This is a genomic window from Candidatus Paceibacterota bacterium, assembly GCA_041660505.1.
Classification (GTDB): Bacteria; Patescibacteriota; Minisyncoccia; order Phycocordibacterales; family JACRKE01; genus JBAZWG01.
Window position 1 is genome coordinate 139,537 of record JBAZWG010000001.1, and the last position, 24,284, is coordinate 163,820.

Annotated in this window: 28 protein-coding genes and 1 tRNA gene; 14 read left to right on the plus strand and 15 right to left on the minus strand. The window is 50.7% G+C overall.

Annotated elements, in window-relative coordinates; all coding sequences use genetic code 11:
- Positions 1 to 15 precede the first annotated feature (15 nt).
- From WC764_00810 to WC764_00830, 5 genes are read right to left on the minus strand one after another with little or no spacing between them, the layout of a single operon-like run.
- Positions 16 to 309, minus strand: coding sequence for a hypothetical protein (locus WC764_00810; protein MFA6006255.1), 294 nt, complete (start codon positions 307 to 309; stop codon positions 16 to 18).
- Positions 310 to 314: 5 nt separating this feature from the next.
- On the minus strand, positions 315 to 650 hold the full coding sequence (locus WC764_00815; protein ID MFA6006256.1) for a TrbC/VirB2 family protein: 336 nt from the start codon (positions 648 to 650) through the stop codon (positions 315 to 317).
- Positions 651 to 707: 57 nt separating this feature from the next.
- Positions 708 to 1,130, minus strand: a complete 423-nt coding sequence (locus WC764_00820) for a pilin (GenBank protein MFA6006257.1) — start codon at positions 1,128 to 1,130, stop codon at positions 708 to 710.
- Positions 1,114 to 2,400: an extracellular solute-binding protein gene (locus WC764_00825; protein MFA6006258.1), complete on the minus strand. Its 1,287-nt coding sequence runs from the start codon at positions 2,398 to 2,400 to the stop codon at positions 1,114 to 1,116. Before WC764_00825 ends, WC764_00820 begins: the two co-directional genes overlap by 17 nt.
- Positions 2,400 to 2,939, minus strand: coding sequence for a methyltransferase domain-containing protein (locus tag WC764_00830; GenBank protein ID MFA6006259.1), 540 nt, complete (start codon positions 2,937 to 2,939; stop codon positions 2,400 to 2,402). Before WC764_00830 ends, WC764_00825 begins: the two co-directional genes overlap by 1 nt.
- A 249-nt stretch (positions 2,940 to 3,188) precedes the next feature.
- Between WC764_00830 and WC764_00835 the strand changes: the two genes are divergently transcribed.
- Positions 3,189 to 4,103 (plus strand): SPFH domain-containing protein, encoded by a 915-nt coding sequence (locus WC764_00835; GenBank protein MFA6006260.1) that lies wholly within the window; start codon positions 3,189 to 3,191, stop codon positions 4,101 to 4,103.
- A 28-nt stretch (positions 4,104 to 4,131) separates the two neighbouring features.
- Positions 4,132 to 4,668 carry a hypothetical protein gene (locus WC764_00840; GenBank protein MFA6006261.1) on the plus strand — a complete coding sequence of 179 codons (537 nt, stop codon included), beginning with the start codon at positions 4,132 to 4,134 and terminating at the stop codon, positions 4,666 to 4,668.
- Positions 4,669 to 4,770: 102 nt separating this feature from the next.
- On the opposite strand, the gene gyrA is transcribed toward WC764_00840, so the two are convergent.
- The 4 genes from gyrA to WC764_00860 are packed head-to-tail and all read right to left on the minus strand — an operon-like array spanning position 4,771 to position 8,621.
- On the minus strand, positions 4,771 to 7,245 hold the full coding sequence (gene gyrA / locus WC764_00845) for a DNA gyrase subunit A (GenBank protein ID MFA6006262.1): 2,475 nt from the start codon (positions 7,243 to 7,245) through the stop codon (positions 4,771 to 4,773).
- The gene (locus tag WC764_00850; GenBank protein MFA6006263.1) at positions 7,229 to 7,459 is read right to left on the minus strand and encodes a hypothetical protein; all 231 of its coding nucleotides are present in this window, start codon (positions 7,457 to 7,459) and stop codon (positions 7,229 to 7,231) included. The genes gyrA and WC764_00850 overlap by 17 nt, the downstream gene beginning before the upstream one ends.
- Positions 7,460 to 7,486: 27 nt before the next feature.
- Entirely contained in the window at positions 7,487 to 8,131 is a 645-nt protein-coding gene (locus WC764_00855) for an MBL fold metallo-hydrolase (GenBank protein ID MFA6006264.1), read from the minus strand.
- A gap of 31 nt (positions 8,132 to 8,162) precedes the next feature.
- Entirely contained in the window at positions 8,163 to 8,621 is a 459-nt protein-coding gene (locus WC764_00860; GenBank protein ID MFA6006265.1) for a DUF192 domain-containing protein, read from the minus strand.
- Between the two features lie 199 nt (positions 8,622 to 8,820).
- Here WC764_00860 and WC764_00865 point away from each other — a divergent pair, with 199 nt between their 5' ends.
- Positions 8,821 to 9,996 carry a S1 RNA-binding domain-containing protein gene (locus WC764_00865; protein ID MFA6006266.1) on the plus strand — a complete coding sequence of 392 codons (1,176 nt, stop codon included), beginning with the start codon at positions 8,821 to 8,823 and terminating at the stop codon, positions 9,994 to 9,996.
- Positions 9,997 to 10,037: 41 nt separating this feature from the next.
- Here WC764_00865 and pth read toward each other — a convergent pair whose 3' ends face one another.
- Both pth and WC764_00875 read right to left on the minus strand, forming a co-directional pair.
- A complete protein-coding gene (gene pth / locus WC764_00870) occupies positions 10,038 to 10,667 on the minus strand; it encodes an aminoacyl-tRNA hydrolase (GenBank protein ID MFA6006267.1) in 630 nt (209 codons plus the stop codon).
- 86 nt (positions 10,668 to 10,753) lie between these two features.
- Complete coding sequence (locus WC764_00875; GenBank protein ID MFA6006268.1) at positions 10,754 to 11,359, minus strand: NYN domain-containing protein; 606 nt, start codon at positions 11,357 to 11,359, stop codon at positions 10,754 to 10,756.
- A 202-nt stretch (positions 11,360 to 11,561) separates the two neighbouring features.
- On the opposite strand from WC764_00875, the gene WC764_00880 reads away from it, so the two are divergent.
- The 7 genes from WC764_00880 to ftsZ all read left to right on the plus strand — a co-directional run bounded on the left by WC764_00880 (position 11,562) and on the right by ftsZ (position 17,549).
- On the plus strand, positions 11,562 to 12,077 hold the full coding sequence (locus WC764_00880; GenBank protein ID MFA6006269.1) for a hypothetical protein: 516 nt from the start codon (positions 11,562 to 11,564) through the stop codon (positions 12,075 to 12,077).
- 242 nt (positions 12,078 to 12,319) lie between these two features.
- Entirely contained in the window at positions 12,320 to 12,913 is a 594-nt protein-coding gene (gene lepB, locus WC764_00885; GenBank protein ID MFA6006270.1) for a signal peptidase I, read from the plus strand.
- A gap of 3 nt (positions 12,914 to 12,916) precedes the next feature.
- Positions 12,917 to 14,239, plus strand: coding sequence for a histidine--tRNA ligase (hisS, locus tag WC764_00890; protein MFA6006271.1), 1,323 nt, complete (start codon positions 12,917 to 12,919; stop codon positions 14,237 to 14,239).
- A 16-nt stretch (positions 14,240 to 14,255) separates the two neighbouring features.
- Complete coding sequence (locus WC764_00895; GenBank protein MFA6006272.1) at positions 14,256 to 14,504, plus strand: hypothetical protein; 249 nt, start codon at positions 14,256 to 14,258, stop codon at positions 14,502 to 14,504.
- A 1-nt stretch (position 14,505) separates the two neighbouring features.
- A complete protein-coding gene (gene ybeY / locus WC764_00900) occupies positions 14,506 to 14,898 on the plus strand; it encodes an rRNA maturation RNase YbeY (protein ID MFA6006273.1) in 393 nt (130 codons plus the stop codon).
- 61 nt (positions 14,899 to 14,959) lie between these two features.
- The gene (ftsA, locus tag WC764_00905) at positions 14,960 to 16,165 is read left to right on the plus strand and encodes a cell division protein FtsA (protein MFA6006274.1); all 1,206 of its coding nucleotides are present in this window, start codon (positions 14,960 to 14,962) and stop codon (positions 16,163 to 16,165) included.
- A 220-nt stretch (positions 16,166 to 16,385) separates the two neighbouring features.
- On the plus strand, positions 16,386 to 17,549 hold the full coding sequence (gene ftsZ, locus WC764_00910; GenBank protein ID MFA6006275.1) for a cell division protein FtsZ: 1,164 nt from the start codon (positions 16,386 to 16,388) through the stop codon (positions 17,547 to 17,549).
- A gap of 50 nt (positions 17,550 to 17,599) precedes the next feature.
- Here ftsZ and WC764_00915 read toward each other — a convergent pair whose 3' ends face one another.
- On the minus strand, positions 17,600 to 17,902 hold the full coding sequence (locus WC764_00915; protein MFA6006276.1) for an RNA-binding protein: 303 nt from the start codon (positions 17,900 to 17,902) through the stop codon (positions 17,600 to 17,602).
- 246 nt (positions 17,903 to 18,148) lie between these two features.
- Here WC764_00915 and WC764_00920 point away from each other — a divergent pair.
- A tRNA-Val gene (locus WC764_00920) sits at positions 18,149 to 18,222 on the plus strand.
- A gap of 4 nt (positions 18,223 to 18,226) precedes the next feature.
- Here the strand turns inward: WC764_00920 and WC764_00925 are convergent.
- Positions 18,227 to 18,829 carry a hypothetical protein gene (locus WC764_00925; GenBank protein MFA6006277.1) on the minus strand — a complete coding sequence of 201 codons (603 nt, stop codon included), beginning with the start codon at positions 18,827 to 18,829 and terminating at the stop codon, positions 18,227 to 18,229.
- Between the two features lie 128 nt (positions 18,830 to 18,957).
- Between WC764_00925 and WC764_00930 the strand changes: the two genes are divergently transcribed.
- Both WC764_00930 and WC764_00935 read left to right on the plus strand, forming a co-directional pair.
- Positions 18,958 to 19,158: a cold shock domain-containing protein gene (locus tag WC764_00930; GenBank protein ID MFA6006278.1), complete on the plus strand. Its 201-nt coding sequence runs from the start codon at positions 18,958 to 18,960 to the stop codon at positions 19,156 to 19,158.
- Between the two features lie 232 nt (positions 19,159 to 19,390).
- Entirely contained in the window at positions 19,391 to 19,705 is a 315-nt protein-coding gene (locus WC764_00935; GenBank protein MFA6006279.1) for a hypothetical protein, read from the plus strand.
- 283 nt (positions 19,706 to 19,988) lie between these two features.
- On the opposite strand, the gene WC764_00940 is transcribed toward WC764_00935, so the two are convergent.
- Positions 19,989 to 21,455 carry a hypothetical protein gene (locus tag WC764_00940; protein ID MFA6006280.1) on the minus strand — a complete coding sequence of 489 codons (1,467 nt, stop codon included), beginning with the start codon at positions 21,453 to 21,455 and terminating at the stop codon, positions 19,989 to 19,991.
- Positions 21,456 to 21,788: 333 nt separating this feature from the next.
- Here WC764_00940 and WC764_00945 point away from each other — a divergent pair, with 333 nt between their 5' ends.
- A complete protein-coding gene (locus WC764_00945) occupies positions 21,789 to 23,399 on the plus strand; it encodes a hypothetical protein (GenBank protein ID MFA6006281.1) in 1,611 nt (536 codons plus the stop codon).
- Between the two features lie 94 nt (positions 23,400 to 23,493).
- Here the strand turns inward: WC764_00945 and WC764_00950 are convergent, their stop codons facing one another.
- Positions 23,494 to 24,258 carry a slipin family protein gene (locus WC764_00950; GenBank protein MFA6006282.1) on the minus strand — a complete coding sequence of 255 codons (765 nt, stop codon included), beginning with the start codon at positions 24,256 to 24,258 and terminating at the stop codon, positions 23,494 to 23,496.
- Between the last annotated feature and the right edge of the window lie 26 nt (positions 24,259 to 24,284).

Here is a 24,284-nt window from a genome sequence, read left to right on the forward strand (position 1 = left end):
TATTTTTAATTTCTATTACTTATTAAATTGAGGTGCGGGAGGAGCATTTAACGAGGAACTTTGTGTATTTCCCCAGACCGTTGCTTGCAGAAGATTCACCAGCCCCCAGACAGAAATTATCACGAACATGGCTATCGTACCCCAGACCATGCGCATTCTGCCTTCTTCTTTTTTAGATGCCTCGCCGGAGACCAGAATATATTCTGCAAGTCCATAGATAAAGTAGATGAGTGCGAGGCCAACGCAGAGCGGGACGATTATACTGAAAATACCGCGAATGTTGTTTAAGATAGATTTTACGTCGGTCATTATTTTTATTTTAATTTATCGACAGTGGCCTTTAGTGCCTCGCTTATAACCTTGGCACCGAGCACGACACCGGCGCCGATGACCGTCCAGAGGAAGGCGTTATTCGCCGTCTTAATCTCCTCCGGCTTGCCCTGCGCCTTTACGAACATGAAGCCGACCCAGATGATAGCCATCACCAAGACCGGCACGCCGATATCAATAACGACTTGGAGAATATCTTTAAGCAGTGTCTGAATGTCTGGCGCACTGATAGGATTGCTAAGTGGTGCTGAAGCCGCAGTTACCAACGCGATCGGCATGAAGGCAAGAGAAATCGCGATTAATTTTTTTAGTGTTCTCATTATTTTAAATTCTATAATTCTTCAATTCCTTAATTCTGTTCGTGTTATATTGTACACCTACTGGCCCAAAAAGTTAATCTTCGCGCCGAGTCCTTTAAGAATAGCATTGACGATAAGCCATGCGCCAAGAGCGATTATCATCCCGATAACGACGTAATAAAAAATATTATGCGCTTCTGTAATCTTAGACGGATTCCCCTGCGCGGTTACGTACTTAAATCCCGCGAACATTATGGCAATAACCGCAACAGGAGCGAGAATCTTTAATATCAAAAAATTCCAAATGTTGCTGATGAGAGTATACAACTGCTGGAAGTCGCATTCGTTTGGATCACCGCCTTTACCGCATGGCACAAGATTTGTGGCGGCACCCGGCTCAGGCTGTACGCCTCCTAATCCTTCTGCGAAGACAGTTGCGCTTGCACCGAACATAAGCAACAGGAAAGATATGACTATAAACTTTTTACTGTGATGTAGCATTTTTGGGCATTAGTCTTTGTAATTGGCCTGATATATACGTTGCTGCTTCGTTATCTTTAGACTGGCCAGAGAGCATACTTTCTAAAGCGTCTCTAAAGACTTTATCCGAGGCGGACGGGCTAGGGTCCAGCCAACCCTTAGAAATGAGCGCCGCACGATTAAAGATGGTTAAGACCGGATCAATAGTCCCCGCCGAGAGCAAATCGCGCCGTGCTGGCGCAAGGCGTGCGCCCACTGCAATACTCTGGAGCACGGCAGAGCCAGACAATATCGAGCCGGCCGTGAAGGCGTTCGTCTTCTTGGGGCTCGCTTGGAGTACTGCGAAGGCATAGAGCTTGCCGTAAACCGCCGGTGCGGTAGCAAGTGCACGTTGAGGCATCACGGCTACGTCGAAATTAAGGTGAGGATTCTTCTGTCGTATATCATCATACTCGCTCGCGTGGCCGAAGTAGACAGCAAGCTTGCCAGCCTCGAACATCTGCCTGGATGAATCAAGTGCGCTGTTCCACGTATAAACCGTCTTGGACGGATCGGAGAACTGCGTATAGAACGAAAGGGCGCCGGGTGCGTTGTCACCGAGCCTGGCCTGGATACTCCCATCGTTCGTCCAGGTTGCGATAGTTTCTCCCGATTGCAAAAGTAATGTAGAAATAATATCTTTAGCATTCGTAATATTGGCATAACCGCCCAAGGCCACCGCAGACTGCGATACGCCTCCGCGCGCATCCTTAACCGTGAGCGAAGGCACATACTTAATCAAATCATCCCAAGTCTTGGGGAATACCGCGATGCCGGCGCTTGAGAACATATCTTTGTTCCAATACGCGACCATCGGGTCTACCACGAGCGGTATACCCACTATCCCCTGGCCCGATATAAATACGGGCGCCTCATCAATGAACGTGTCATAAATATAACGCGCTGGGTAACTCGATGTCGGTATGGCGTAAATTTTATCCTGATAGTGAGCGATAAGATCCTGCGAGAGCATTATCGCATCCGGCCCTTTGCCGGAAGCCAAAGCTTCTATAAGAGACTGGTCGAATTCCGACTCGCTGAATCCTTTATATTTAACTGTAAAGTTTATTGTCTTGTTAACCTGTAACTGGGCAAAAGTATTGGAAATCTGCGTCTCGGGTAATGTGCCCCAGATCTCGATACTGCCAATGCCTGTCGCCGCACGATTATCAAAGAGGCCGGAGAATGCAAGCACCCCCGCAATACCCAGGAATCCGAATATGAAAAGTGAAATTATTTGAAATCGGGTCATTATTCTGTTTTCTTAGCGATAAATCCGTAATGATGCGCACCGGCATGGAATGGGGGCATGACTCTGAAGCCCGCTTCTTCAAACATCTTGCGCGCGCTCGGCTCCGATATCACTTGAGCCTGCGTGGGCCCCAGATTTTTAAACGAATCTGACCATTCTATATATAAGACCTTGCCGGCCGGCTTGAGCACACGATGAGCCTCGCGTATCATGGCACCGCGATTCTCGGACTGGAACAAAACATTAGATATCACTACTGCATCCATACTGCTATCTTTCAGTTTGGATCCGCCGCCGACATCCAAGTCGCCCCACACTACTTCTATCGTGCCAATGTGCTTCTCCTTGGCCTCTCGCTTGAGCTTCTCAAGCAAATCCTTCTGTACCTCTACGGCATACACATGCCCCGTACCGCCCACACGGCGTGCCGAGGCAAAGCTATAGGCGCCAGCTCCGGCGCCGAAGTCTGCCACGCTCATCCCGGGATGGAGTTCCAAGTGCCCAATATTTTGTTCCGGATCTGCAAACGAGCCCAACATGCTTATATTCTATCGTAGAAGCGTTGTAATACAATGGGATAACTTGCTTGACATTATATACTCTATGTGCTATTATTAGACGTTTCGTTCTTTGAGAATCGTATATAGAATCACTCAATATAAGTAGAAGAACTCGAAGTTCACCATTTGGGATTCGCGAATAATGCATAGTTCGCGGATCCTAGTTTGTGAACTTCGAGACATTCCGTCTCATCAGAATTGACGCCGCACTGTGGCGATGGGAGAAACATGGGTATCTTTATCGTGGCAATCATCACCCTCATCATTGTAAACCTTCTAGTTAATGGCTGGGAGGTTGTCAATGAGCCAGAGGTTGCAATCAAACAGCGACTTGGAAAGTATGTGGGTACGGAAGCACGAGCAGGTTTTCATTTCTGTTTCCTACAAGGCCTTCTGACCACGCTCGTCCGATTCAAGGTTGAGAGGGTCGAGAAAACAATTGCTATCGAGGACGTTAAAACTCCTGATAACATTATCAGTGTTGTAGCGAGCAGCTACCGCTATAGCCCTGACCCAAGTAATGCCGCCAATTTCATTTTGAGCAAGATGCACACCGGTGTTGAAGAATCGTTCGAGAGGGCGATTAAAACGAATGTACGCGAGCTGGCTCGAAGGCAAGGTGAAAAACCGGAAACATGGAAAGAGCTCATGGACTCAACCGAGATGATTTCACGCGAAGTCATCAGGAAAATCTGCAACGGTGCTACCAATGAGGACATCGATGCGATCTACAACGATCGCGCGAACCACAAGGTGGCGCCTTGGGGGGTTATCGTCCACAAGATTGATGTCACAAGGGTAGTCTCCGACATTAAACAAACCGAAGCCGAATCTGATAAGGCGGCAGAGGAGCCTCAACAGCAAGGCCAGGTCAAGAACATGGAGACTATCATCCTGATGGCAGCCAAAATAAAGGAGAAGTTCCCAGGTCAGTCAGATGACTGGTGCTTCAGTCAGGCACGGTTTGTCCAGATGTCGATCGACAAGGGCACGAAGGGTATGCCCCAGATACTTGACCCTGTCTGGGCATCGCTTGGCAACAACCTCATGTCTGTACTGATGGAGTTCGCAAGGTCTAGACAGAGTAGTAACCCTAAGATCATCTACTTGCCAACAGGTTCAAACACGGGAAAGGAGGAGTAGTGTTATGAACAGAACAATTGGAAACCTATTGATAACTCCTTTCCTGATCCTAATCTTGATCTTGGGGGTGACGCAGTGCGGAAGGACTCCGGCTTCGCCCGCCAGTATAACCACCCAGGCTCCGGCCGTCCCCGTCCAGATCTGGGCCGGGCACGAAGTCTGGAAGGCCACTAGGACTTTCATACCGACCACACCCAGATTCGTCTGGGGAAAGGATGGTAAGTCCTTCCGTGGCTGGGAGAAATCAAGAGACAGCGAGTACATCGCCCGCTACTGGTCGACGAGAATGACTCGTGACACCACCACCCATCGCGCATTCGAATATGTCAGCGAAGGGAATTGTGTCACGACTGGTGTAATTGACTTCCACAAGTCTTGTGGCAAGTCAAGAGAGACCACGCCGGAATTCATAACGGCTCGAGTGGTCGCCAGAGTAGACGCGGCGTACACCTACGAGCCGGAGAACGCGGAAGAAGGCGGGTGTAAAATCACCCTCAACTTCCGCAACGTCGAGCTCTGGCGACCCGAGGACATCCCACCACGTGTCCTCGACCAGATGCCTTGATGTCATCGTCTAACTAAAGGAGAGTGATTCTATAGATTTTCACGAGCCCCGGAGGTTACATTCATAAGAATGGACACCGGGGTTTTGTGCTTCTTGCCACTTTTACAAACAGGTAAGAGAAGCGATCGAGTCCCCTTCGCGGAGCTTCATTATTCTCACGCCTTGGGTTTGGCGACCTAATGTCGGGATTTGCTTGATTTCTGTTCTTATCACTTGGCCGTTCTTGGAGATGGCGATAATTTCATTCTCTACGTCCGGCGTTATTATGCGGGCCACCATTACCTTCCCCGTCTTCGGCGTAACTTTCGATGTCTTAATACCGGAACCGCCTCTGTGTTGAGTTTTATATTCCTTGGCCGCCGTCATCTTGCCATAGCCGTTCTCGCTCATGATGAGGAACTTCACTTCTTTATTGGATTTCTTGACTACATCCGCGCCGACGATAAAATCATTTTTCTTGAATTTCATTGCGCGCACACCTGTTGCATTCCTGCCCATCTCGCGCACATCTGATTCTTTAAATCGTATCGATTGGCCGAGCGAAGTTGAGAGAATTATATCGTCACCTTTCTCGACGAATAGTGCGCCCATGAGCTGGTCACCATCATCAAGCTTAATTGCGATAAGCCCGCTCCGGCGCACGTCTTTGAAGTTCTCGGCCGCCACTTTCTTGATTGTCCCCTGCTTCGTAATAAGTGCGAGTGAAAGCGAGGCTTGCTCCTTGGCCGCCTTGGGCATGGCGAGCACAGATGTAACTCGCTCGCTCTCGCCTAGCGAGACGAAGTTCATAATTGATTTGCCGCGCGTAGCACGCTTGCCTTCCGGTAACTCGAACATCTTGAGCTGATAGGCCTTGCCTTTGTCGGAGAAGAACAAAATGTCACTATGAGTATTCGCGGTAACGAAGTTGGTGATGAAGTCTTCTTCTTTCGTATCCAGATCAATGACGCCGACGCCACCTCTGCGTTGGACGCGGTACTCGGCCGGGTCGGTGCGCTTAACGTATCCGCCGGAAGTAAGGACCAGTACGTTGTCTGCCTCGGGCACCAAGTCCTCATCGCGAATCTCCTTGACTCCGCCCTTGACCACGCGCGTTCTGCGCTCGTCGCCGTATTTGATTATCAATTCTTCAAATTCTTTCTTGATGACGCCGAGCATTTTCTTGGTGCTCGCGAGAATTTCTTTGAGCTCGGCAATGAGTAGCTGGAGTGCTCCAAGCTCGTCTTCTATTTTCTTACGTTCGAGGCCGGCAAGTCTTTGCAATTTCATTTCGAGAATCGCCGTCGCCTGGAGTGCAGAGAATTTGAATCTGGCGATAAGTGCCGCGTGCGCCTCGGGACCGTCTTTGGACTTTCTGATTATTTTTATTACTTCATCAATGAAATCAAGTGCCTTTTTCAAACCAAGCAAAATGTGTTCGCGCTCCTCCGCCTTGCGCAGGTCGAAAGCCGTGCGACGCTTGACCACCTCTTGACGGTGCTTGAGGAACTCTTCGAGGATAGTGCGGAGCGAGAGTATCTTCGGCACGCCATTCACCAAGGCGAGCATGTTGTAGTTGAAGGCCTGCTCGAGGTCGGTGTGCTTGTATAAAAAGTTAAGAACCTTCTGCGGATAAGTCGCGTTTTTGAGGTCTATCACGATGCGCGTGTCGTTCGTCGATTCATTGCGGATGTCCTTGATACCTTCCAATTTTTTCTCATGCACGAGGTCGGCGATCTTCACAATAAGCTCCGAACGATTGACCTGATACGGTATCGAGGTGATGACAATCTGGAAGGTACCGGCTTTATTCTCGACTATCTCGGCCTCACCGCGCACAATGACACCGCCGCGGCCGGTCGCATAAGCGTGATTAATGTCTGCCTGATTGAAAATGACTCCGCCCGTCGGGAAGTCGGGGCCCTTCACGAACTTAAGCAAATCTTCCGTCGTCGCGTCTTTGTTCTCAATAAGATGAATCAGTGCCTCGAGAACTTCTTTAAGATTGTGTGGCGGGATCTTGGTTGCCATGCCCACGGCAATACCAAGCGTACCGTTCAAGAGCAGGTTTGGCAGAGTGGTCGGGAAGACTGTGGGCTCTTTGCGCGTCGCATCGTAGTTCGGTATCCATTCCACAGTCTCCTTCTCGATGTCTCGCAAGAGTTCCTCGGTAATCTTCGACATCTTGGCCTCGGTATAACGGTGCGCCGCTGCCGAGTCACCTTCGATAGAGCCGAAGTTACCTTGGCCGGCCACGAGCGGGTAGCGCATGTAGAATTCCTGCTTCAGCTTGACCATCGCGTCATATACCGCCACGTCGCCGTGAGGGTGATACTTCGCCAGCACATCGCCGACGACAGCTGCCGACTTGCGGAATTTGGCGGAGGTGGTGAGCCCGAGCTCATGCATCACAAATAAAATTCTGCGGTGCACAGGCTTCAAACCGTCTCTAACGTCAGGAAGTGCGCGTGAGACAATAACAGACATCGCGTAGTCGAGGTACGACACGCGCATCTCCGGCACGATGTTCATCTTAATGACGTTCACATGCGGAGTGACCGGCTGGTTATTCTCTTTGTTTTTATTTTTGTCCGCCATTCTGTAAGTTATTGATTACATTCTTTATATAGTCTATCGGGCTCATCGAAGTGGCGGGTTGGCTATTGGAGCCGTTGTTAAGGGTATAACTGAAGTTGACAGCCCAGATCGCGAAGACTACTGCCATGCATAATCCGAGCACCACATACATAATCTGCCGGCGGGTATGTTCCGGCTTGGCCTGCACCTTTTCTATTGTATCTAAAATACTCATTTCCTTTCAACTTTTAAACTTTCAACTTTATGAACTTACGGGATCTATAATAACAACGTCTCCCTCTTTGCCCTCCAAGTCTTTCTTGCGTAAAGTGAGCTTATCGATAGGCTTGGCACCCTCATCACCGTAGGCTTTTAAAAATTGCTGGAGTAGCGCCTTGTCAATTCCCTTCACACCGGCGTGCATCGGGATGACAAGCTTGGGTTCGAGCGTTGTTGCCACATCGGCCGCCATCGCTGGCGTCAAAACTTCTCCGCCCGTTATCGGTACAAACAAGAGGTCAATCTCGCCAAGTTGCTCGATAACGTCTGCAGAAATATCTTTTACGTTAAGTGCGCCCAAATGACAAAGTCTGGCCCCTTCGAACAATACAGAATATATTGTGTTGAACTTTTTCTCATTATTTACCACCTGCTCTATCCCAACGCCTTTTATATAGATATCTTTAGTCTCATATTCACCCGGACCGTCGACGACAAAAGGCACTTTACTGCCGAAGGTGCATTCCGAAATGCCATTGTAGTCCGGATGATGCATCGAGACCATAACGAGGTCGGCACCGAATTTACTGCCTTTATAGGCTGACTCTTTAGAGACCGGATTGAAGGCAATAATAGTGTCGCCGAATTGGATCTTGTACGAGGCGAGTCCGTAATAGGTAATAACCATAGGGCTATATTATAGCAAAAAATAGGCTCTTCTACAAGCCGGAAATTAGATCGCCGACACGTACGCCGTGCCTGTCCGCCCAGCCGGCGGAGAGCTCTATAACGCCGTTAACGTGAGCCGGGGATTCATAAATTTTCGGAACGTCGGCAGGCAAAGGAATGTTGCGCTCGATGCCAAGCACTCGGCCGTTCGCCACCCAGACAAGATCAAAAGGCATAAGCATTCCTTTGTTCCAGAACTTCGTATTTATAGGCTTGGGGAATGTGAAAATCATTCCTTCATCATCATCAAGAGACGCTACCCCCATCAGCCCGCGTTCCTGATCCGCTGGTGTCTCGGCCATTCGTGCATTAATAGTCTCGCCTGCAAGCTCTATCTCTGTAACGCGCATCTCGGCGTAGGCCTTAGGCTGATAATATTTCTGCGTGAAGAAAATAATAACTCCCGCGACAATAAGCACGAGCAAAAAATAAAGTTGTTTTTTATGCATGGAGTAATCGTAACATGCCGAGCTTAGACATCTTGTGGATAACACTGTCGCCTCGCCGGCGACCCGCCGTAGAGGCGGGTGGACAAATGAATGAAAATACTGTAATATCTTGCCATTAGTAATTAAAAAGCCGGTAGACCCCCGGCACTGCCACATAGATGGCTAGCTCGAAAGAGTAATTAACGGGTCTTTTGTATTTATGGCTATGAACGCAGTTGCAGACATTATCCAGGCAGAAGAGGAGCAGGGATTGCTCCCATCTTCGCAGATGACAGAGGTTTTGAATAAAACACGCGGGCTCCCGAATGTCGGCGAGCTTATCGAAGGCGAAGTTTTGGGTCACGGCAAACTTACTCTATATATAGACTTGGGCGTACTGGGCACGGGCATTATCTACGGTCGCGAATATTTGAACGCGCGCGATGTAATCAAGAAGATTAATCCCGGCGACAAAATTACGGCGAAGGTTGTTGGTCTCGAAGACGAGGTGAGCGGTTATATAGAGCTCTCGCTTAAAGAAGCGCGCCAAGCGGCCATCTGGAAGGAAGCAGAAGCGGCTATCACCAACAAAACTCCGCTCGAGATTGCAGTGAAGGACGCGAACAAAGGCGGGCTCATTATGGACTGGCAAGGTATCATGGGCTTCTTGCCGGCATCTCAACTCAAGAGCGAGCACTACCCGCGCGTAGCCGACGGCGACAAGGACAAGATCATGGGCGAGCTCAAGAACTTGATAGGCAAGAAACTGACGGTTGCGATAATCGCCGCCGACCCCAAGGAAGGCAAGCTCATCTTCTCCGAGAAGGGCGCATCGCAGAAAGAAAAAATCGAGATGATCAGCAAGTATCACGTGGGCGACGTTGTGACCGGCGAGGTGACCGGCGCCGTTGACTTCGGCATCTTTATGAAAGTTGAAGATGGACTCGAAGGCTTGGTACACATCTCTGAAATAGACTGGGCACTTGTCGAGAATCCTCGCGCGCTTTACAAAGTCGGCGACAAGATCGAGGTTAAGATAATCGAAATCAAGGACGGCAAACTCTCGCTCTCTATTAAATCCCTCAAAGAAAATCCGTGGAAAAAATCGGAGGCAAAATATAAGAAGGGCACTGAAGTTAAGGGTGTACTTATTCGTTACAACAAACACGGCGCATTGGTCTCTATCGAAGAGGGTATCGCCGGCTTGGTGCATGTCTCGGAATTCGAATCGCTCGAGAAGATGAAGGCCAAGCTCGAGCTCGGCAAGTCGTACAACTTCTTCATCACTATGTTCGACGCCAAGGATCAACGCATGGCACTCTCGCTTAACGATCCATCGAAGGCGAAGAAAGTGGAGGAGAAACCGGCCGAGACGACAGAAGCAAAAGCAGAATAATTCAAATTATTCACAGCCTCCCAACTTCCAACTCCTATCTCCTAACTCCTATTATATTCCCCCATTGCTCTATCACGGCCTTCGGTGATTATTGCCGTAAGTGCTTCTGCCGCTCTCTTGGCGATTTTCTTGAACTCTTCGGATTCAGCTTTAGAAAATTTGCCTAATATAAGATCAATGACCGCATCCTCGCCTATCGGCTTTTTGAGTTTGCCGGACGGCGTTACCTTCGACACGCCAACACGCACGCGAGTGAATGCTTCAGATCCTAGAACCTTCACTACAGACTTGAGCCCGTTATGCCCGCCGGGACCACGATTGTACGAAACTCGTAAAGTACCAATCGGCAGGTCAATGTCATCGTGCACGATAATTAAATTCTCGTAAAACTTTTTACCTTTCGTGATCTTGCGTCCGAGCAAAGTCGGACTTACTGCCCCGACGCTCTTTCCGGAATTATTCATGAACGTCTCTGGTTGCATGAGCAGTACACCGATCCTTTCAACTTTCCCCTTTGTAACTTTCGACTGTGTCTTTTTATCACTCTCCCATTCAGCCAGCTCATAAACTTTCCTAAATTGCTCAAGCACAATCCGCCCGACATTATGCCGCGTCTGTTCGTACTCTTCCCCCGGATTCCCCAAACCCACGATTACAAAGTTTTTTGCCATAAATTTAGAGTTGACTTTTTATTTTTATTTCTGCTATAATACAACTGTTCATTAGAAAGCGCCGGCCTGTACGGCGTTTTCCTTTTTTACAGATCTTTTTTGATTCTATACTTCCAGTCATTAAGGTCAATAAAATTGACTTTTCCTCGTTTTTCTTTAATCAACTCTCGTAACTTTGACGAAAATCTTGAGGTAAAATACCTTGGACCAATTCTGCTCTTCCTAGCACTAGAAGCAATGTAGATTTTAACCCCTTTTTCCACTAAGTCTCGCATTAAGTATTCAAAGTCTCCGTCACCTGTAAAAATAAGAAATTCTGTGTGTGGACTTGCGTACTTTTCTGCATCAACAGTCAGTTCAACATCGCAATTTGATTTCCATTTTACACCCCCTTCTATGGTATGATTAATGCCAGTTGAACAATTAGGGCATTTTATATTGATGACAGAGTCTTTGTTTTTATATATAAAAAATGGTTTTGCGCGCATGGCATAACCAAGCTTTGCTAGCTCTTCATATTCCTGGATGAGTGAATCATTTCCTTGTTGTATACCGGAGTAAAAGAAAATCTTTTCGCACTGCCATTTGTCGGCAAGATAGGCATGCATCTTTCTCCAGTCGATAACAAAGCCAAGCAACTTGTTCGCTGTGGTTTCTGTGTTTTGAACGTCGATAAAGGCGACGCGAGACATGCTTTTGCATTGTACCAAATCAAGGCCTACAATAAGGCCTTTTTCGTGTTCATACCCAATACTTGACAAAACTGTCAATAGTGTGCTACTGTTATAGGTAGCTTTTTGACATTCTTACCAACCTCAAACCGCACGGGGTCTTCGGGCGCGCGACAAACGCTTGCGCGCAAATAAGCTGCCATCTTTGGCAGAAAGGAGACCTGTGTTAGAAACCATCCCGGAACTCGAGTCCCGGCGGGTTGAGGTAGAAGAGGGGACGATTTTCGTCTCCTTCGGCGGCATGGCTGGGTCACTCCTCGACTCTGAGTCGTGGATCGGGATCAGCGGCATGGCCCATGAGGTGAGTTTCAGGGTCATGAGCGATGGGGAAGTCCAGCTGGGGGAATGGTTCGACGCTGATCCGTTCAGCGACGATGTCTCCGGTTGGCAACGTTGGGTAGGTTACCAAACAACGCCGCTGAATAAGGCGGTCTACTGTTTGGGTAACACCCGAGAAGTTTCCTACGGGAGACTTTTCGGAGTAACAACCCACGAGTGGCTCTTTGGGGAAGATAAGGGTCTCCCGGCCATTCGAGCGGAATTCCCAGGCGCAAGGGTCCTGTACCTCACGGCCGAGGGAGTGTTCGTCGAGGGGGCGAAGTCGTTGGTCACGAAGTGCGACAACGACGACAGCGTCGGGTGCGTGGAAATCCACGTACAAGCCGACTTTCCCTGGTAAGACTTTTTTAAGCGCTCTGGTTCGTCCGGAGCGCTTTTCTGTTTTTATCCGTCCCTACCGACGAGGTTCAACCTCGGCGGTAAAAGATTGGCGGCAAGGAGAGACCTCTTCCCTTTTTCTTCGCAAAATTCCTTAAGGACTCACCTTACCGTCAAAAAATATTTTTTATCCCCTTTTTCGTTCATTTCTCACGGTATCAGAAGTGTGCTATAATGCACAGATAATCCTCAATTTTGTCAAAAATGCCTGAAGAAAAGCCTAAAGAAAACGTGAATACGGAATCTGACACAATGACCATAAAAGACTTTATCATCGAAGTGATAAAGTTCTTCGTCTTGGCGCTTGTTATTGTCCTCCCCATCCGCGCCTATGTGGCCCAGCCGTTCATTGTGAGCGGGACATCGATGGTGCCAACTTTCGAAGACGGCCAATATCTGATTATAGACGAACTTTCTTATCGCTTTCATGAGCCGGCGCGGGGGGACGTCATTATCTTTAAATATCCGCTCGACCCTTCCAAGTTCTTCATCAAGCGCGTTATTGGCTTACCTGGCGAGACTGTAACAATCAAGAATGGCGACGTCAGTATCACAGAGGCTGGTGGCAAGACTATCACGCTCGACCAATCGTATGTGAAATTTCCGCGTGTTGATTCAGAAATTAGCATCCTAGGCAAAGATGAATATTGGGTAATGGGCGACAATCGCTCCGCGTCATCAGACTCACGAAGCTGGGGAGCCATCACACGAGAGCATATTGTGGGGGTTGCGGCTCTGCGCCTCTTCCCCCTTTCCGGAATTTCCGTATTACCAGGTAAAGTAACTTACAAAAATTAAATTATGAAAAAAGAATTAAAGAAAATTGGTGGCGCGCTGAAGGATCCGGCGCAAACCGCGAAGGGTATGCGCGACTTGATCGGCGAGGAGCTCTTCGGCTTCCAAGGATTCTTCGAGAAAGCGGCCGAGGTCGCGCTCTACTACGGCTTCAAGCCGATCGAGACGCCGATCATGGAGGACATTCGCATCTATCTCTCCGGCCTGGGCGAAGGCACCGACGTTATCGACAAGCAATTATATTCGCTCAAGACGAAGGGTGGCGACTTGCTCGCCCTGCGCCCGGAGTTCACTGCCGGCGTCATGCGCAGTTATATCGAGCAAGGCATGCAATCTTGGCCGCAACCGGTCCAGCTCTACAGCTACGGCGCCTGCTTCCGTCATGACAAACCGCAGAAGGGCCGCTACCGTCAGTTCTATCAATTCAATATGGAGATACTCGGCACCGACAAGAGTATAGCCGACGCCACCATCATTCGCTTGACCACGCTCATCTTGCAAGAGGCCGGCCTCGAGAACCTAACGCTCGAAATAAATTCCATCGGCGACAAAGAATGCCGCCCAGCCTATCGCAAGGAATTGGTGAATTATTACAAGAAACATGTCGGTGAAATCTGTGCGGATTGTAAAGAGCGTTTGAAGACCAATCCTCTCCGTCTCCTCGATTGTAAAGAGGAGAAATGCCAGCCGATCAAAGCCGGTGCACCCACCTCTGTCTCTTTCCTTTGCGCCAACTGCAAACATCAGTTCAAAGAAGTGCTCGAATATCTCGAGACTTTGGGTGTCGAGTACACCATCAACAATCATCTCGTGCGCGGATTGGATTACTACACCAAGACGGTGTTCGAGATTAAATTGCCGGACGCGACGAACGAAGACGGCTCAAAGACCGAGGGACTTTCCGTCGCCTCTGGTGGCCGCTACGACTACTTGGCCAAGGCGCTCGGCAGTAAAAAAGACGTGCCGGGCGTCGGTGTCGGCATCGGGACAGACCGCGTGCTGATGGACAAGCATGCAGACCTCGCTCCGCGCATCGTGAAGAAGCCTAAGATGTACTTCATCCAGCTTGGCTTCGACGCGAAATTGAAGAGTTTGCTCGTTACCGAGATCTTGCGCAAGTGCAGGATTCCAGTTTCGCATTCTTTATCCAAGGACAGCTTGGGTGTTCAGCTCGGCATGGCGGAGAAGCTCGGCGTGCCATACGCCCTTATCTTGGGTCAACGCGAGGTCTTCGACAACACTATCATCGTCCGCAACATGACGAACAGGTCGCAAGAGATCGTCAAAATTGACAAACTGGCCGAATACTTGAAGAAAATCAAGTTTTAGGCTATACTGCTCTCCTATGATACAAGTAGAAGTCAAGAAAAACAGCAACGAAACTAATGCCTCGATTATTCGTCGCTTTACGAAGCGCGTTCAGGAATCCACGATTCTGTCGACCGCTCGTTCACATCGCTACAAAGAACGCGATCCGTCATCCTACACAATGAAGAAGAAAGCTCTTAAGCGCATCAATCGCCATGTAGAAGTGACCCGCCTCAAGAAACTTGGGCTCATGGCGGAGCGTAAGCCGATGCAAGGCCATAAGTAGAATGACCGAAATAAAAAATCTCGCGACACCAAAGATCCCTGATATCCCCTTCGATGAGATTAAAAACAGCGCTTTGGGAAAAGAATATTCCTTGAGCGTTGTTTTCGTTCCGCACGGAGAATCCAATAGAATTAATAAAGAATACAGGAAGAAGAACAAGCCCACGAATATCCTAAGCTTCCCTTACACCTTCGAATCCGGCGAGATAGTGCTTTGCGCCGAGATGATAAAAGATGAGGCAGAGGAACACAAACTTTCGTACAAAGATTATCTGACTTACTTATATATTCACGGTCTGGTACACCTCGCCGGCTTCGACCATTCATTGCTTATGGAAAGGCGCGAAATAGAATTGCGCAAGAAATATCTGCCAGCAGATTTCGTCCGACCGTAACAGGGCGGTTTTGCACAGGTTTTTCTTTGTTGTTATTGTTTTGAGTGCTAAAATACGGAACATGAGACAGAATGTCGTCACCGGAATTGACGTGGGTACTTCCGCCGTTCGCGTGGTGGTCGCCATCGGCGCGCAGGATGATGTGAACCCGCGCGTTATCGCCGCCGTATCACGAGAATCGCACGGCTTGCGACATGGCTATATTGTAAATATCGAAGAGGCGACAGAGAGTATCAAAGAAGCGATAAAAGCCGCGGAACAAGCTGCGAGCGTCAAGATCGGCCGCGCGTTCGTGAGTATCGGTGGGATGAGTCTGACCTCTCTTAACGGCGAGGCGTCTGTTAATATCCCCGAAGGCAAAGAGGTGGAGGCGTCGGACGTTGACCGCGCGATGAAATCCGCAGAAGAAAATTTAAAGCGTGCAGAGAATTTCAAGATCATTCACGTCGTTCCTCTTTCCTACAAGCTCGATGGTAAAAAAGTCTTGGGTAAACCGAACGGCATGATGGGCAAGACGCTCGAGGTGCGAGCTCTGTTCGTCGTTTGTCTTGAGCAACATTTCAAGAATATGATGAACGCTGTTTCCGCCGCGGGAATAGACATAGAAGACGTCGTCGCCTCCCCCTTAGCCGCCGGCCTCGTAACTCTTACCAAGCTCCAACGCATGGCCGGCTGCGTCCTAGCCAACATCGGCGCCGAGACAGTATCTATCGCAGTGTACGAAAATAATAATCCGGTCTATGTTCACGCCTTCCCCATCGGCTCGGTTGATATCACGAATGACATCGCGCTCGGCTTCCGCATCCCGATAGAAGATGCCGAAAAGGTTAAGACTCATAGGCAAGATAATCAATATCCCAAGAAAAAATTGGATGAAATAATTATGGCGCGTTTATCCGATATTTTCGAGCTCATCGAAGCACATTTAAAAAAGATTGGGCGCAACGGACTTCTGCCGGCAGGTATCGTCATCACGGGTGGCGGCTCGAGCCTCGAGATGATAGAGGCGCTTGCCAAAAGCTCGCTTAAAATCCCGGCGAAGATCGCTACCATCCTCTTTCCCAAAGGTACGGAGACGGCGCGCTCGGTCGCGTCGTCGCCATCGGTACCCAAGTCCCCCTTCCCGGTGCGCGATTCATCTTGGGCGGTTGCCTATGGGCTCTGTATAATCGGGCTCAAAACCGAGGCGGAAGAAGTGATGAGTTTGAAGACCCTTAAACAAACGAAGAATTTTATTTTAGAGTGGCTTAAGCAGTTTCTTCCTTAGCGCGGTCACCAAGGACTCACCTCTTCCCTCCGCCTTTGGCGGATTCCTGGAGGAGAGACCTTGGTGACTGAATAAGAAAAAACTGGAATGTTTAAGGTCTCTCCTCCAGAGGGAGGTGAGACCTTGTGAGGTCAAACATCCCAGTTTTTTCCTTAAATTTGTCGGTTTGACTTCTCTAAAAAATCGCGTAGAATGAGGCATTACGAACAAAAATCATCGTATGCCTAAAATAAATCCGGAAATAGAAGCATTCGCCAGAATAAAAGTCATCGGTGTCGGCGGTTCGGGCGGTAACGCTATCAACCACATGATCAACTGCAAGGTGCGAGGCGTTGAGTTTATCGCCATGAACACCGACGCGCAAGACCTACATCATTCGCTCGCACCGAAGAAAATTCATATCGGCAAGAACGTCACACGCGGGAACGGCGCCGGCATGGACCCGAGTATCGGCCGGAAAGCGGCAGAAGAAACCTTAGAAGAAATCCAGGCAGTCATCAAGGGTGCGGACATGGTCTTCATCGCCGGCGGTATGGGCGGTGGCACAGGCACAGGCGCCGCACCAGTAATCGCCAAGGTTGCCAAGGAGCAAGGTTCGCTCACCGTCGGCGTCGTCACCAAACCGTTCATGTTCGAGGGCGCCCAGCGTGGCAGACTGGCCCAAGAAGGGCTCGATGAACTTTCGAAAGAAGTTGACGCATTAATTTTAGTGCAAAACGACCGTCTCTCCGGAATCATAGACAAGAACACAACACTCGCCGCCGCCTTCGCGCTCTGTGACGACGTACTGCGACAAGCTGTTGAAGGTATCTCCGACCTTATCACGACCCAGGGCATCATCAACCTCGACTTCGCCGACATCCGCGCCGTCATGCAGAACGCCGGCTCGGCCCTCATGGGTATCGGTGCGGCCGTAGGCGAGAATCGCGCGACAGAGGCTGCCCGCATGGCCATCAATTCTCCGCTCCTCGACCTATCGATCGAAGGCGCCAAGGGTGTACTCTTCGCTATCGCCGGTGGTGACGACATGACGATGTTCGAGATCCAAGAGGCAGCCAAGGTCATTACCGAGTCTATCGACAAAGATGCCAAGGTCATCTTCGGCGCCATCAGAGATGAGAAACTTAAGAAGAACGAGTTGCGCGTTACCGTCATCGCCTCCGGCTTCCCAAGCCAGAATTACAGCAAAGGCTTGCCGATAGTCGGCCAGCACACAGAATCCAAACCGCGCGAGCAGAAAGAAGAGAAGCAGTCCTTCATGTCACGCATTACAAAGACTGCTCCGGCCCCAGAGCCAGAACCCGAGCCGGAGCCGGAGGCAATAGAACCAGAACAAGAAGACTGGTCATCAGTCCCCGCCTTCCTGCGAAGAAACAAGAAATAACAAAAAACAACCCGCCTCATCGGCGGGTTGTTTTTTGTTCTGCGAAGGGTTTAGTTTCGAGGACCGAATGAGCGCGGAGCGCCACCCATACCGCCTGTTCGAGGCTGCATCGGGCGAGCTTCGTTAACCGTCAAGCGACGGCCTTCTAGCTCCTTGCCATTCCACATCTCGATAGCTTTGTCTGCATCTGCATCATTGTCGAACTCGACGAACCCGAAGCCTTTTGAGCGACCGGTCATCTTGTCCATAATGATCGTTGCTGACGATACCGCACCCGCCTGAGCGAAGGCAGCTTTGAGGCTGTCATCATTCATCGAGTAAGGAATGCCACCGACGTACAATTTCTTTGCCATTATGTGAGATTCTTTTTTTCCTCCGACGCCCGTCTTGCGGGGTACGGAGAGCCGACTGTAACGTCGGCTTTGCTGTAAGGCGACCTGTCTCTTTGGTCCTACTCTTTGTTTTAGCTTCTTTCTTGTGAAAAGGAGCTCACATAAGGGCACGGAAACCTACGAGTTCACTTACTATGCCTACAAGTCTAGCATGACCTTGAGCTTTGTCAAACGAGTATATTTTTGCTATAGTGTGCAGGCGCAAAAGCGCGATTAGCTCATCTGGTTAGAGCGCGACATTGACATTGTCGAGGTAACAGGTTCGACCCCTGTATCGCGCACAAATTAGCTTTTCCATTCTGTGAGCTTACCCGCTTCTCGCTCAAGCGCGTCGGCTTTGCGTAAATTTTTCAGCACGATTTCGGGCGCTATCGCATAGTGTTTTATTTCTTCCATAGCTTCATCAATCCCCCACAAGTTTTCTTCTTCACACTCCCAGCCTTTTTCGAAGCTATTCAAATTAAGCGGGCGCGAATAACTTCGCAATGTCTTGCGCCCGTCGTCGGTAAAATATTCATGAAAGTATGATAGTGCCAGCTCGCGCAGTGTTCGGTAAACTGGCTCGCGATATCTTAAAACTGCGTGATTAGTCTTGGATAAAGCCCCCCAATGATCAGAAACTTTAAACGGCGCGATAATATGATTCCAGTCATTACTCGTATCAAGATGCATTAAGAGCGGCTTGTGTCCGTGAAGCGAGAGTATATACGCGCCGAGCATTGCGCCTTCGAGGCAATGAGCGCTATGCGTGCGCATCACCATTAAAGGCGACTTGGCGGTATCAATACCGTCTGGCTCGAAATTAATCGGGATAGTATTTAAGAAGTCTTGCACCTTTGCTGGCGTGTTTAAACTGCGAAATAATTTCTGCCCAGAAGCGCTAAACATGAGGCTATTCTAACAGAGCTTGACAAAATAAATCAAGCATGATACACTATACAGACATAAGAAGTCTCTAAGAAACGTCGTCGAAGTTCGAAAAGCTACTTACATTAGAAACTAGAAACAAGTCTTACATGACAGGAACAATCAAGACCTTAGTACGAGATCGCGGATTCGGCTTCATTGCCGCTGAAGGACTCGCTAAGGACATTTTCTTCCACAGCAAATCTCTCGTCGGTGTCGATTTTATGACACTTAACGAAGGCGATGCGGTCTCATTCGACCAGGAAGAGTCCCCGAAGGGCCCGAATGCCGTGAACGTGCAGAAGGCATAAATCACGCCGTATTCCAAAAAAACAGTCCGATTAACTTCGGGCTGTTTTTTTGTCGCACAAGGCAGTCTTCTGCGAGCCCAAGAAGACTGCCTTGTGCGACTTTACAAAAAGCCGGTTCGCGTATACCATAGACATCTGTACTGCATGAGTCGTGTGGACTTGTGCTTGAAAGGGAAAAGGAGGAGTCTTGCCCACTTCACTCGGAGTCGAGATTGAACTGTTGCCGCCTCATTTGGCGGCGGATGAATTGCTCGTGTTTCTCCAGCACTGGTGGATGGACCGGCACGATGAGCCCGGCCCACTTCTGCGTGATGGAGAGATCCGAGCCGAGGGTCGCAAGGCCCTGCGCCAGGTCATCGAGCACGGCGTGCCCGATGACCGCTGGAAGGTGAAGGATGTGCTCCAGCGCGCAGGGGTCACCGGCTTTTCGCCGGACGGCAACTGGCTCGAGAACGACTGGGTCGTTCTCGAAACCTTCGTCTCGACCAACTGGCCCGCCGAGCCGAGCCACGAAGGCCAGCCCGAGTCGGCAAATCTCACCTTCTAGCCGATTCCTCTCCAGCGCCACACAACTCTCACTAAGCCGCTCAAGATCCCAGGATCGCGAGCGGCTTCGAACTTTCTGCCAAACCCTTTCCAAATTTTTTTCTAAATAAATCAGCGACCGCTTATTTATTTAGAATTGTGTTTTTCATTTTTTTAAAATGTGGGAACGTAAAAGGCCGGCGTCTCAAAAAGACAACGCCGGCCCTGGTTACACACGTATTAGTGAATCTGCTGTGATCAAACGCTCACGACCGGCGCATTCTTCTTCTTAGCGGGCAAGGGTTTTAGTTCTTACCCTTCTCCGACGAGTTGAACCAGCCCGGGAAGTACTGCTGGCGGAGCTTGTCGATGAGGTTGTCTGCCTTATCCATTCTGTCGTCTCCCATGTTTCGCAGAAAGCTCTTCAAAGCTTTGCGATAACGAGCGACCGAGAACCTCCAGTCCTTGATTGCTGACTTGAGGCTTTCTTTCTCGACGGCGTTGAGCATGTCAGACATGGATAGGACCACGATGGCCTCTTCCTTGTCGAGGAGGTCTTCGAGAGACCACCTCGTGAGATCGAGCCGATCCATGTAGGACCAACCCTCGAACCCACCGTACCCGAACAACACCGGGTAGTTCTGACGATACAGCTGATCATATCCTTGTCGGATTGATGCTCCGATGAGGACGATGACGGCCTCGCCAGCCGTCATCTTGTTTGCCACGGACTCGACTTTAGAGGCGTCGAGCTTCTTCTTGAGTCCCGCGAGGAACGGAAACTTCTTCAAGAGCTTGGTCTCCTGCTCTGGCGTGAGTGGCCTCGGTTGGGCCTTCAGCTTCCTCGCCGGAGCCTTCAACTTCTCGATGGCTGCGGGTACCCTTGCTGGCGCTTGCAAGGCAAGCATGGCGGCCAGAACATCCTGCTCGCCGTCGATGACGACGTCGTGCTCGGTCCCAAAATCCTGTCCACGATCCCAACCCTCCGCGAACTGGCAAAGCTGGTAGATGCCAGATCGTGGCCCGCCTCCCATCTGCAGAGCGGCGACCAGTTTCTTGGCGATCTCCGTGTCCAAAGCCCCATTGACGTCAGGGGCACTGTCGAGGACCTCGTCGAGTATCTTCTCGGCCTCGAGAACCCGCTCGAAGTAGTCGAGAGGCCCAGTGAGAACATGCCGCTTGAATACCGAAGTGGTAGCAATCTGGGCGCCCATTCGCGCCCATGTATCACTCATGTTGACGAGCCTCGTGGCGCGGTCAATCCGCTCCTGAAGTGGCGCAGGTGTCCGGAACGGGTCAACTGCCGTCATACCAGAAACTTCCCACTGTACTACGTAGGCCGTGTCTGGTGAAAGGCCATCGATAGTGACGCTCCCGTAGCCGTTGTTGTTTGAGGATACAAACATGTTCGTGTAGTCCTGGCCGTTCAAACGGACCGTGACATTAGCGAGCTGTTCGATTGCTGGCATTTCCTCCGGCTGAGCGGGGAAAACTACTCGCACCCACCCAACCGCGGAGTGGTCTGACATCACGTTGACTCCGTGTGTGTCGATCATTCCGGACGACACAGGAACGGCTGTCGTTGTGGGAGTCGGCGGCAGGTCGCGTGACGCTGCCGTGGCCGTGTTGGCCGCGCGGGCCTTCACGACGTCCTTGGCTGTCGCCGGCGTGGGGTCGAACCCCATGCCATTGACGCCTGCTCCGCACCCGAACGAACCGAAAACGAGTCCTGCGACCAGGAAGGTCGCGATGATGATCCGAATGGCGTGCATTTGCCACTCTCCTTTCTTTGCCCTGCTGTGTGATACAGACGGGGCGGTAATGGTCCTTTGAGACCGTTGCGCTTAGGCAAAGCAATGCTTAACCCAAGAATAACGGCCCCAAATAACCTTACTTTGCTTGTTTATTTTGATTCACTAAACGTATGTCAAAGATCGAAATAACCCGTACATAGTAGCACACCTATTGACATTCTGTCAAGGAGTTAAATATTATTTAAATAGGCCATTGATTGACATTATGTCAAATATAGTGTAGTATTTAAAGGATTTCTTCGTTGACAACGCCCATACCGGGCATCATAGTTTTATCCACGGAGGTGGATTATGGTTCTCTTTATCGTAGCGATGATTCTGGTTTGCGGTCTCGGCAACATCGGCTGTGACCCTGCGGACTTCCCGCAGGCGCAGTCTGGCATCCAGCCCGCTTCGACCAGCTCGTGCTGGCCGTCGCAGGTTATGACAGCCACGGTGGCCGAGGTCGTTGCCCACAACAATCCTGCGACGGTCAGCCAGACCATCGCAGGGAGAATCGGGCAGGACTTCGGTGGTATCGTCGTCGACGCGACCGCAGCACGACGAGACATTGAGGTGTGGTCGTTGGTTCAAGTTATTGAGACGACCAACGGCGCCATGCCGACGATGCTTACAAACCTGCAGATGTTCAAGGGCACAGCGCCGTTGAACACAGGATCGGCGATTGCGAACCCTAGCACCTCCGCAGTGCTTGTGGTCTTCGACCAGCCGGTCTATGTCCCCCATGGGACGGTCGCGACATTCGCGACCAAGGCCAACGTTTCGGCGGCGGCACCTGTCGGTGCGAAGTTCTCACTTCGCAATGCCGGTGTTGTCGCATTCGAGGCCGGTGGTGGCCCACTCGTTCCAGTTGCGATTGACCGAACCACTGCGGGAAATACGGTCACAGTCGTTCGCTCTGGCCTTGCGCTAGGTACCGACACGTCCTCGCCTAGCTACCAACAAGTGGCTGGCGGGACGGTGAACGTCCTTGCGACGGTCGTGAAGTTCCGGGCAACAAGCGAGAACGTGAGGCTTCAGCGCCTCTATCTCGCTCTGGTTTCCGGGAGCACGTCCAGTATCGTGCAGGGTACAGTCTGGTTGGGCTCCGCGCAAGTTGGGTCGGTAACGTGGACGGGCGTGAGCACGCGTGCAACTTGCACGCTTGACTCACCCGTGGACATCCCCGACGGTCAGGATGTGCCGATGATTGTCCGAGTTGACGTGGCACCAATCGGCGTCAACCAACCCGGCCGGTCCGGCGAGCTCATCAGGCTCACCGTAATCGGCGCCGACGCCATTGGCCTCGAGTCCGGCGAGTCGGTCACAGCAACTGGCTCGGCAGAATCGATGGGCTTTCGCACGTACAAGTCCGTGTCCACCATCTCGCTCGACTCGCTCCCCACGCAGGGAGCAACGGACGGGCGGTTGATGCGGTTCAAGGTCGCGGCCAACCCGCTTGGCAGCATCGGACTTGCGAAATTGAGCTTCCGGGTCAATACGACCGGTTGCTCGACTTCGGGTTTTAGTCTGACAATGTATGGGGATCCTGGTTACGCTATTACGGTGGGTAGCGGTGTGTTCAAGGCCACCGGTGCAACGCCAACGAGTTCCGGCCTCGTCGAGATTCTCGGCGAGCCAACCATCAATGCCGCCGCCGGAACTCAAATGTTCTTCGAGCTCCGAGCAAATGTGGCACCGAGTGGAGTGGATTACTCGGTGGTCACGACCTTGCTCGGAGAGACTGCGCCCCTGCCGCCAGCAGGGATGTCTTCGGCTCCGGAGGTCGACGGCCACGGCGGGCGCTTCATCTGGACGCCGAACAGCCTCTTCCAGTCCGGTCTCGTAGACCTCGACTGGACGAACGGGTTCGGGGTACTGGGTCTGCCCTCGAGCGGGCTCGCCCAAGTCCGTACTAACTAAACTGTGCGAGGTTGAACCTCGCACAGTTTGATTCAGCTCTTTCTCGCAACCCGGCTTCCATGTGGAAGTCCGGGTTGCTTTGTTTTTATACTGCTTATTTCGCAGAGGTTTCGGACGCTATGAATTTCTTGACATCGGCCAATGTGTTCATGAACTGCGCCGGGAAGATGATGGTCGAATTTTTCTCTACGCTTATCTCGGCCATCGTCTGTAAATTGCGGAGTTGGAGGGCAATCGGGTGCGCTTGCATCACGTCGGCGGTATCGGCCAACTTCTGCGCGGCGAGGAACTCACCTTCGGCGGCGATAACCTTGGCGCGCTTCTCGCGTTCGGCCTCGGCTTGTTTGGCCATTGCCCTTTGCATGTTGTCGGGGAGCTGAATGTCTTTTATTTCCACCACCGAGACGACGACACCCCACTGTTCGGTGTGCCCGTCCAATACTCCGCGAATCTCGGTATTAATAGTATCGCGAGAGGAAAGTATCGTGTCGAGCTCGAAGCGCCCGACGATATTCCTCACTGTTGTTTGGGCAATCTGATTGATGGCGTTCATCACGTTCTCGATTGCTATCAAGCTCTTGGTTGCATCCACAACTTTGTAATAGGCTACGGCTGAAATGTCTACCGAGACGTTATCCTTCGTAATTATTTTCTGCGGAGGGATAGGTAATGTTATCGTGCGCAAGTCGACTTTGTATAAAATATCAACGTACGGGATTATCCAGTTCAGACCCGGGTTGCGCTCCCCCACAATCTTACCGAAGCGGAAGACGACACCTTTTTGATATTGCTGGACGATGCGCACGCCCGGCAAGACGACGAACACTATGACGAACACGAGAATGTAAACTATGTCCATACGAAAAAATTATTAAATAATTTCTT

Bases quoted from the DNA above. Each gene is read 5' to 3' on its own strand.
- WC764_00810 (MFA6006255.1), bottom strand. From the start codon at position 309: ATGACCGACGTAAAATCTATCTTAAACAACATTCGCGGTATTTTCAGT.
- WC764_00815 (MFA6006256.1), bottom strand. From the start codon at position 650: ATGAGAACACTAAAAAAATTAATCGCGATTTCTCTTGCCTTCATGCCG.
- WC764_00820 (MFA6006257.1), bottom strand. From the start codon at position 1,130: ATGCTACATCACAGTAAAAAGTTTATAGTCATATCTTTCCTGTTGCTT.
- WC764_00825 (MFA6006258.1), bottom strand. From the start codon at position 2,400: ATGACCCGATTTCAAATAATTTCACTTTTCATATTCGGATTCCTGGGT.
- WC764_00830 (MFA6006259.1), bottom strand. From the start codon at position 2,939: ATGTTGGGCTCGTTTGCAGATCCGGAACAAAATATTGGGCACTTGGAA.
- WC764_00835 (MFA6006260.1), top strand. From the start codon at position 3,189: ATGGGTATCTTTATCGTGGCAATCATCACCCTCATCATTGTAAACCTT.
- gyrA (MFA6006262.1), bottom strand. From the start codon at position 7,245: ATGGCGGACAAAAATAAAAACAAAGAGAATAACCAGCCGGTCACTCCG.
- WC764_00850 (MFA6006263.1), bottom strand. From the start codon at position 7,459: ATGAGTATTTTAGATACAATAGAAAAGGTGCAGGCCAAGCCGGAACAT.
- WC764_00855 (MFA6006264.1), bottom strand. From the start codon at position 8,131: ATGGTTATTACCTATTACGGACTCGCCTCGTACAAGATCCAATTCGGC.
- WC764_00860 (MFA6006265.1), bottom strand. From the start codon at position 8,621: ATGCATAAAAAACAACTTTATTTTTTGCTCGTGCTTATTGTCGCGGGA.
- WC764_00865 (MFA6006266.1), top strand. From the start codon at position 8,821: ATGGCTATGAACGCAGTTGCAGACATTATCCAGGCAGAAGAGGAGCAG.
- pth (MFA6006267.1), bottom strand. From the start codon at position 10,667: ATGGCAAAAAACTTTGTAATCGTGGGTTTGGGGAATCCGGGGGAAGAG.
- WC764_00875 (MFA6006268.1), bottom strand. From the start codon at position 11,359: ATGTCTCGCGTCGCCTTTATCGACGTTCAAAACACAGAAACCACAGCG.
- lepB (MFA6006270.1), top strand. From the start codon at position 12,320: ATGCCTGAAGAAAAGCCTAAAGAAAACGTGAATACGGAATCTGACACA.
- hisS (MFA6006271.1), top strand. From the start codon at position 12,917: ATGAAAAAAGAATTAAAGAAAATTGGTGGCGCGCTGAAGGATCCGGCG.
- WC764_00895 (MFA6006272.1), top strand. From the start codon at position 14,256: ATGATACAAGTAGAAGTCAAGAAAAACAGCAACGAAACTAATGCCTCG.
- ybeY (MFA6006273.1), top strand. From the start codon at position 14,506: ATGACCGAAATAAAAAATCTCGCGACACCAAAGATCCCTGATATCCCC.
- ftsA (MFA6006274.1), top strand. From the start codon at position 14,960: ATGAGACAGAATGTCGTCACCGGAATTGACGTGGGTACTTCCGCCGTT.
- ftsZ (MFA6006275.1), top strand. From the start codon at position 16,386: ATGCCTAAAATAAATCCGGAAATAGAAGCATTCGCCAGAATAAAAGTC.
- WC764_00915 (MFA6006276.1), bottom strand. From the start codon at position 17,902: ATGGCAAAGAAATTGTACGTCGGTGGCATTCCTTACTCGATGAATGAT.
- WC764_00925 (MFA6006277.1), bottom strand. From the start codon at position 18,829: ATGTTTAGCGCTTCTGGGCAGAAATTATTTCGCAGTTTAAACACGCCA.
- WC764_00930 (MFA6006278.1), top strand. From the start codon at position 18,958: ATGACAGGAACAATCAAGACCTTAGTACGAGATCGCGGATTCGGCTTC.
- WC764_00940 (MFA6006280.1), bottom strand. From the start codon at position 21,455: ATGCACGCCATTCGGATCATCATCGCGACCTTCCTGGTCGCAGGACTC.
- WC764_00945 (MFA6006281.1), top strand. From the start codon at position 21,789: ATGGTTCTCTTTATCGTAGCGATGATTCTGGTTTGCGGTCTCGGCAAC.
- WC764_00950 (MFA6006282.1), bottom strand. From the start codon at position 24,258: ATGGACATAGTTTACATTCTCGTGTTCGTCATAGTGTTCGTCGTCTTG.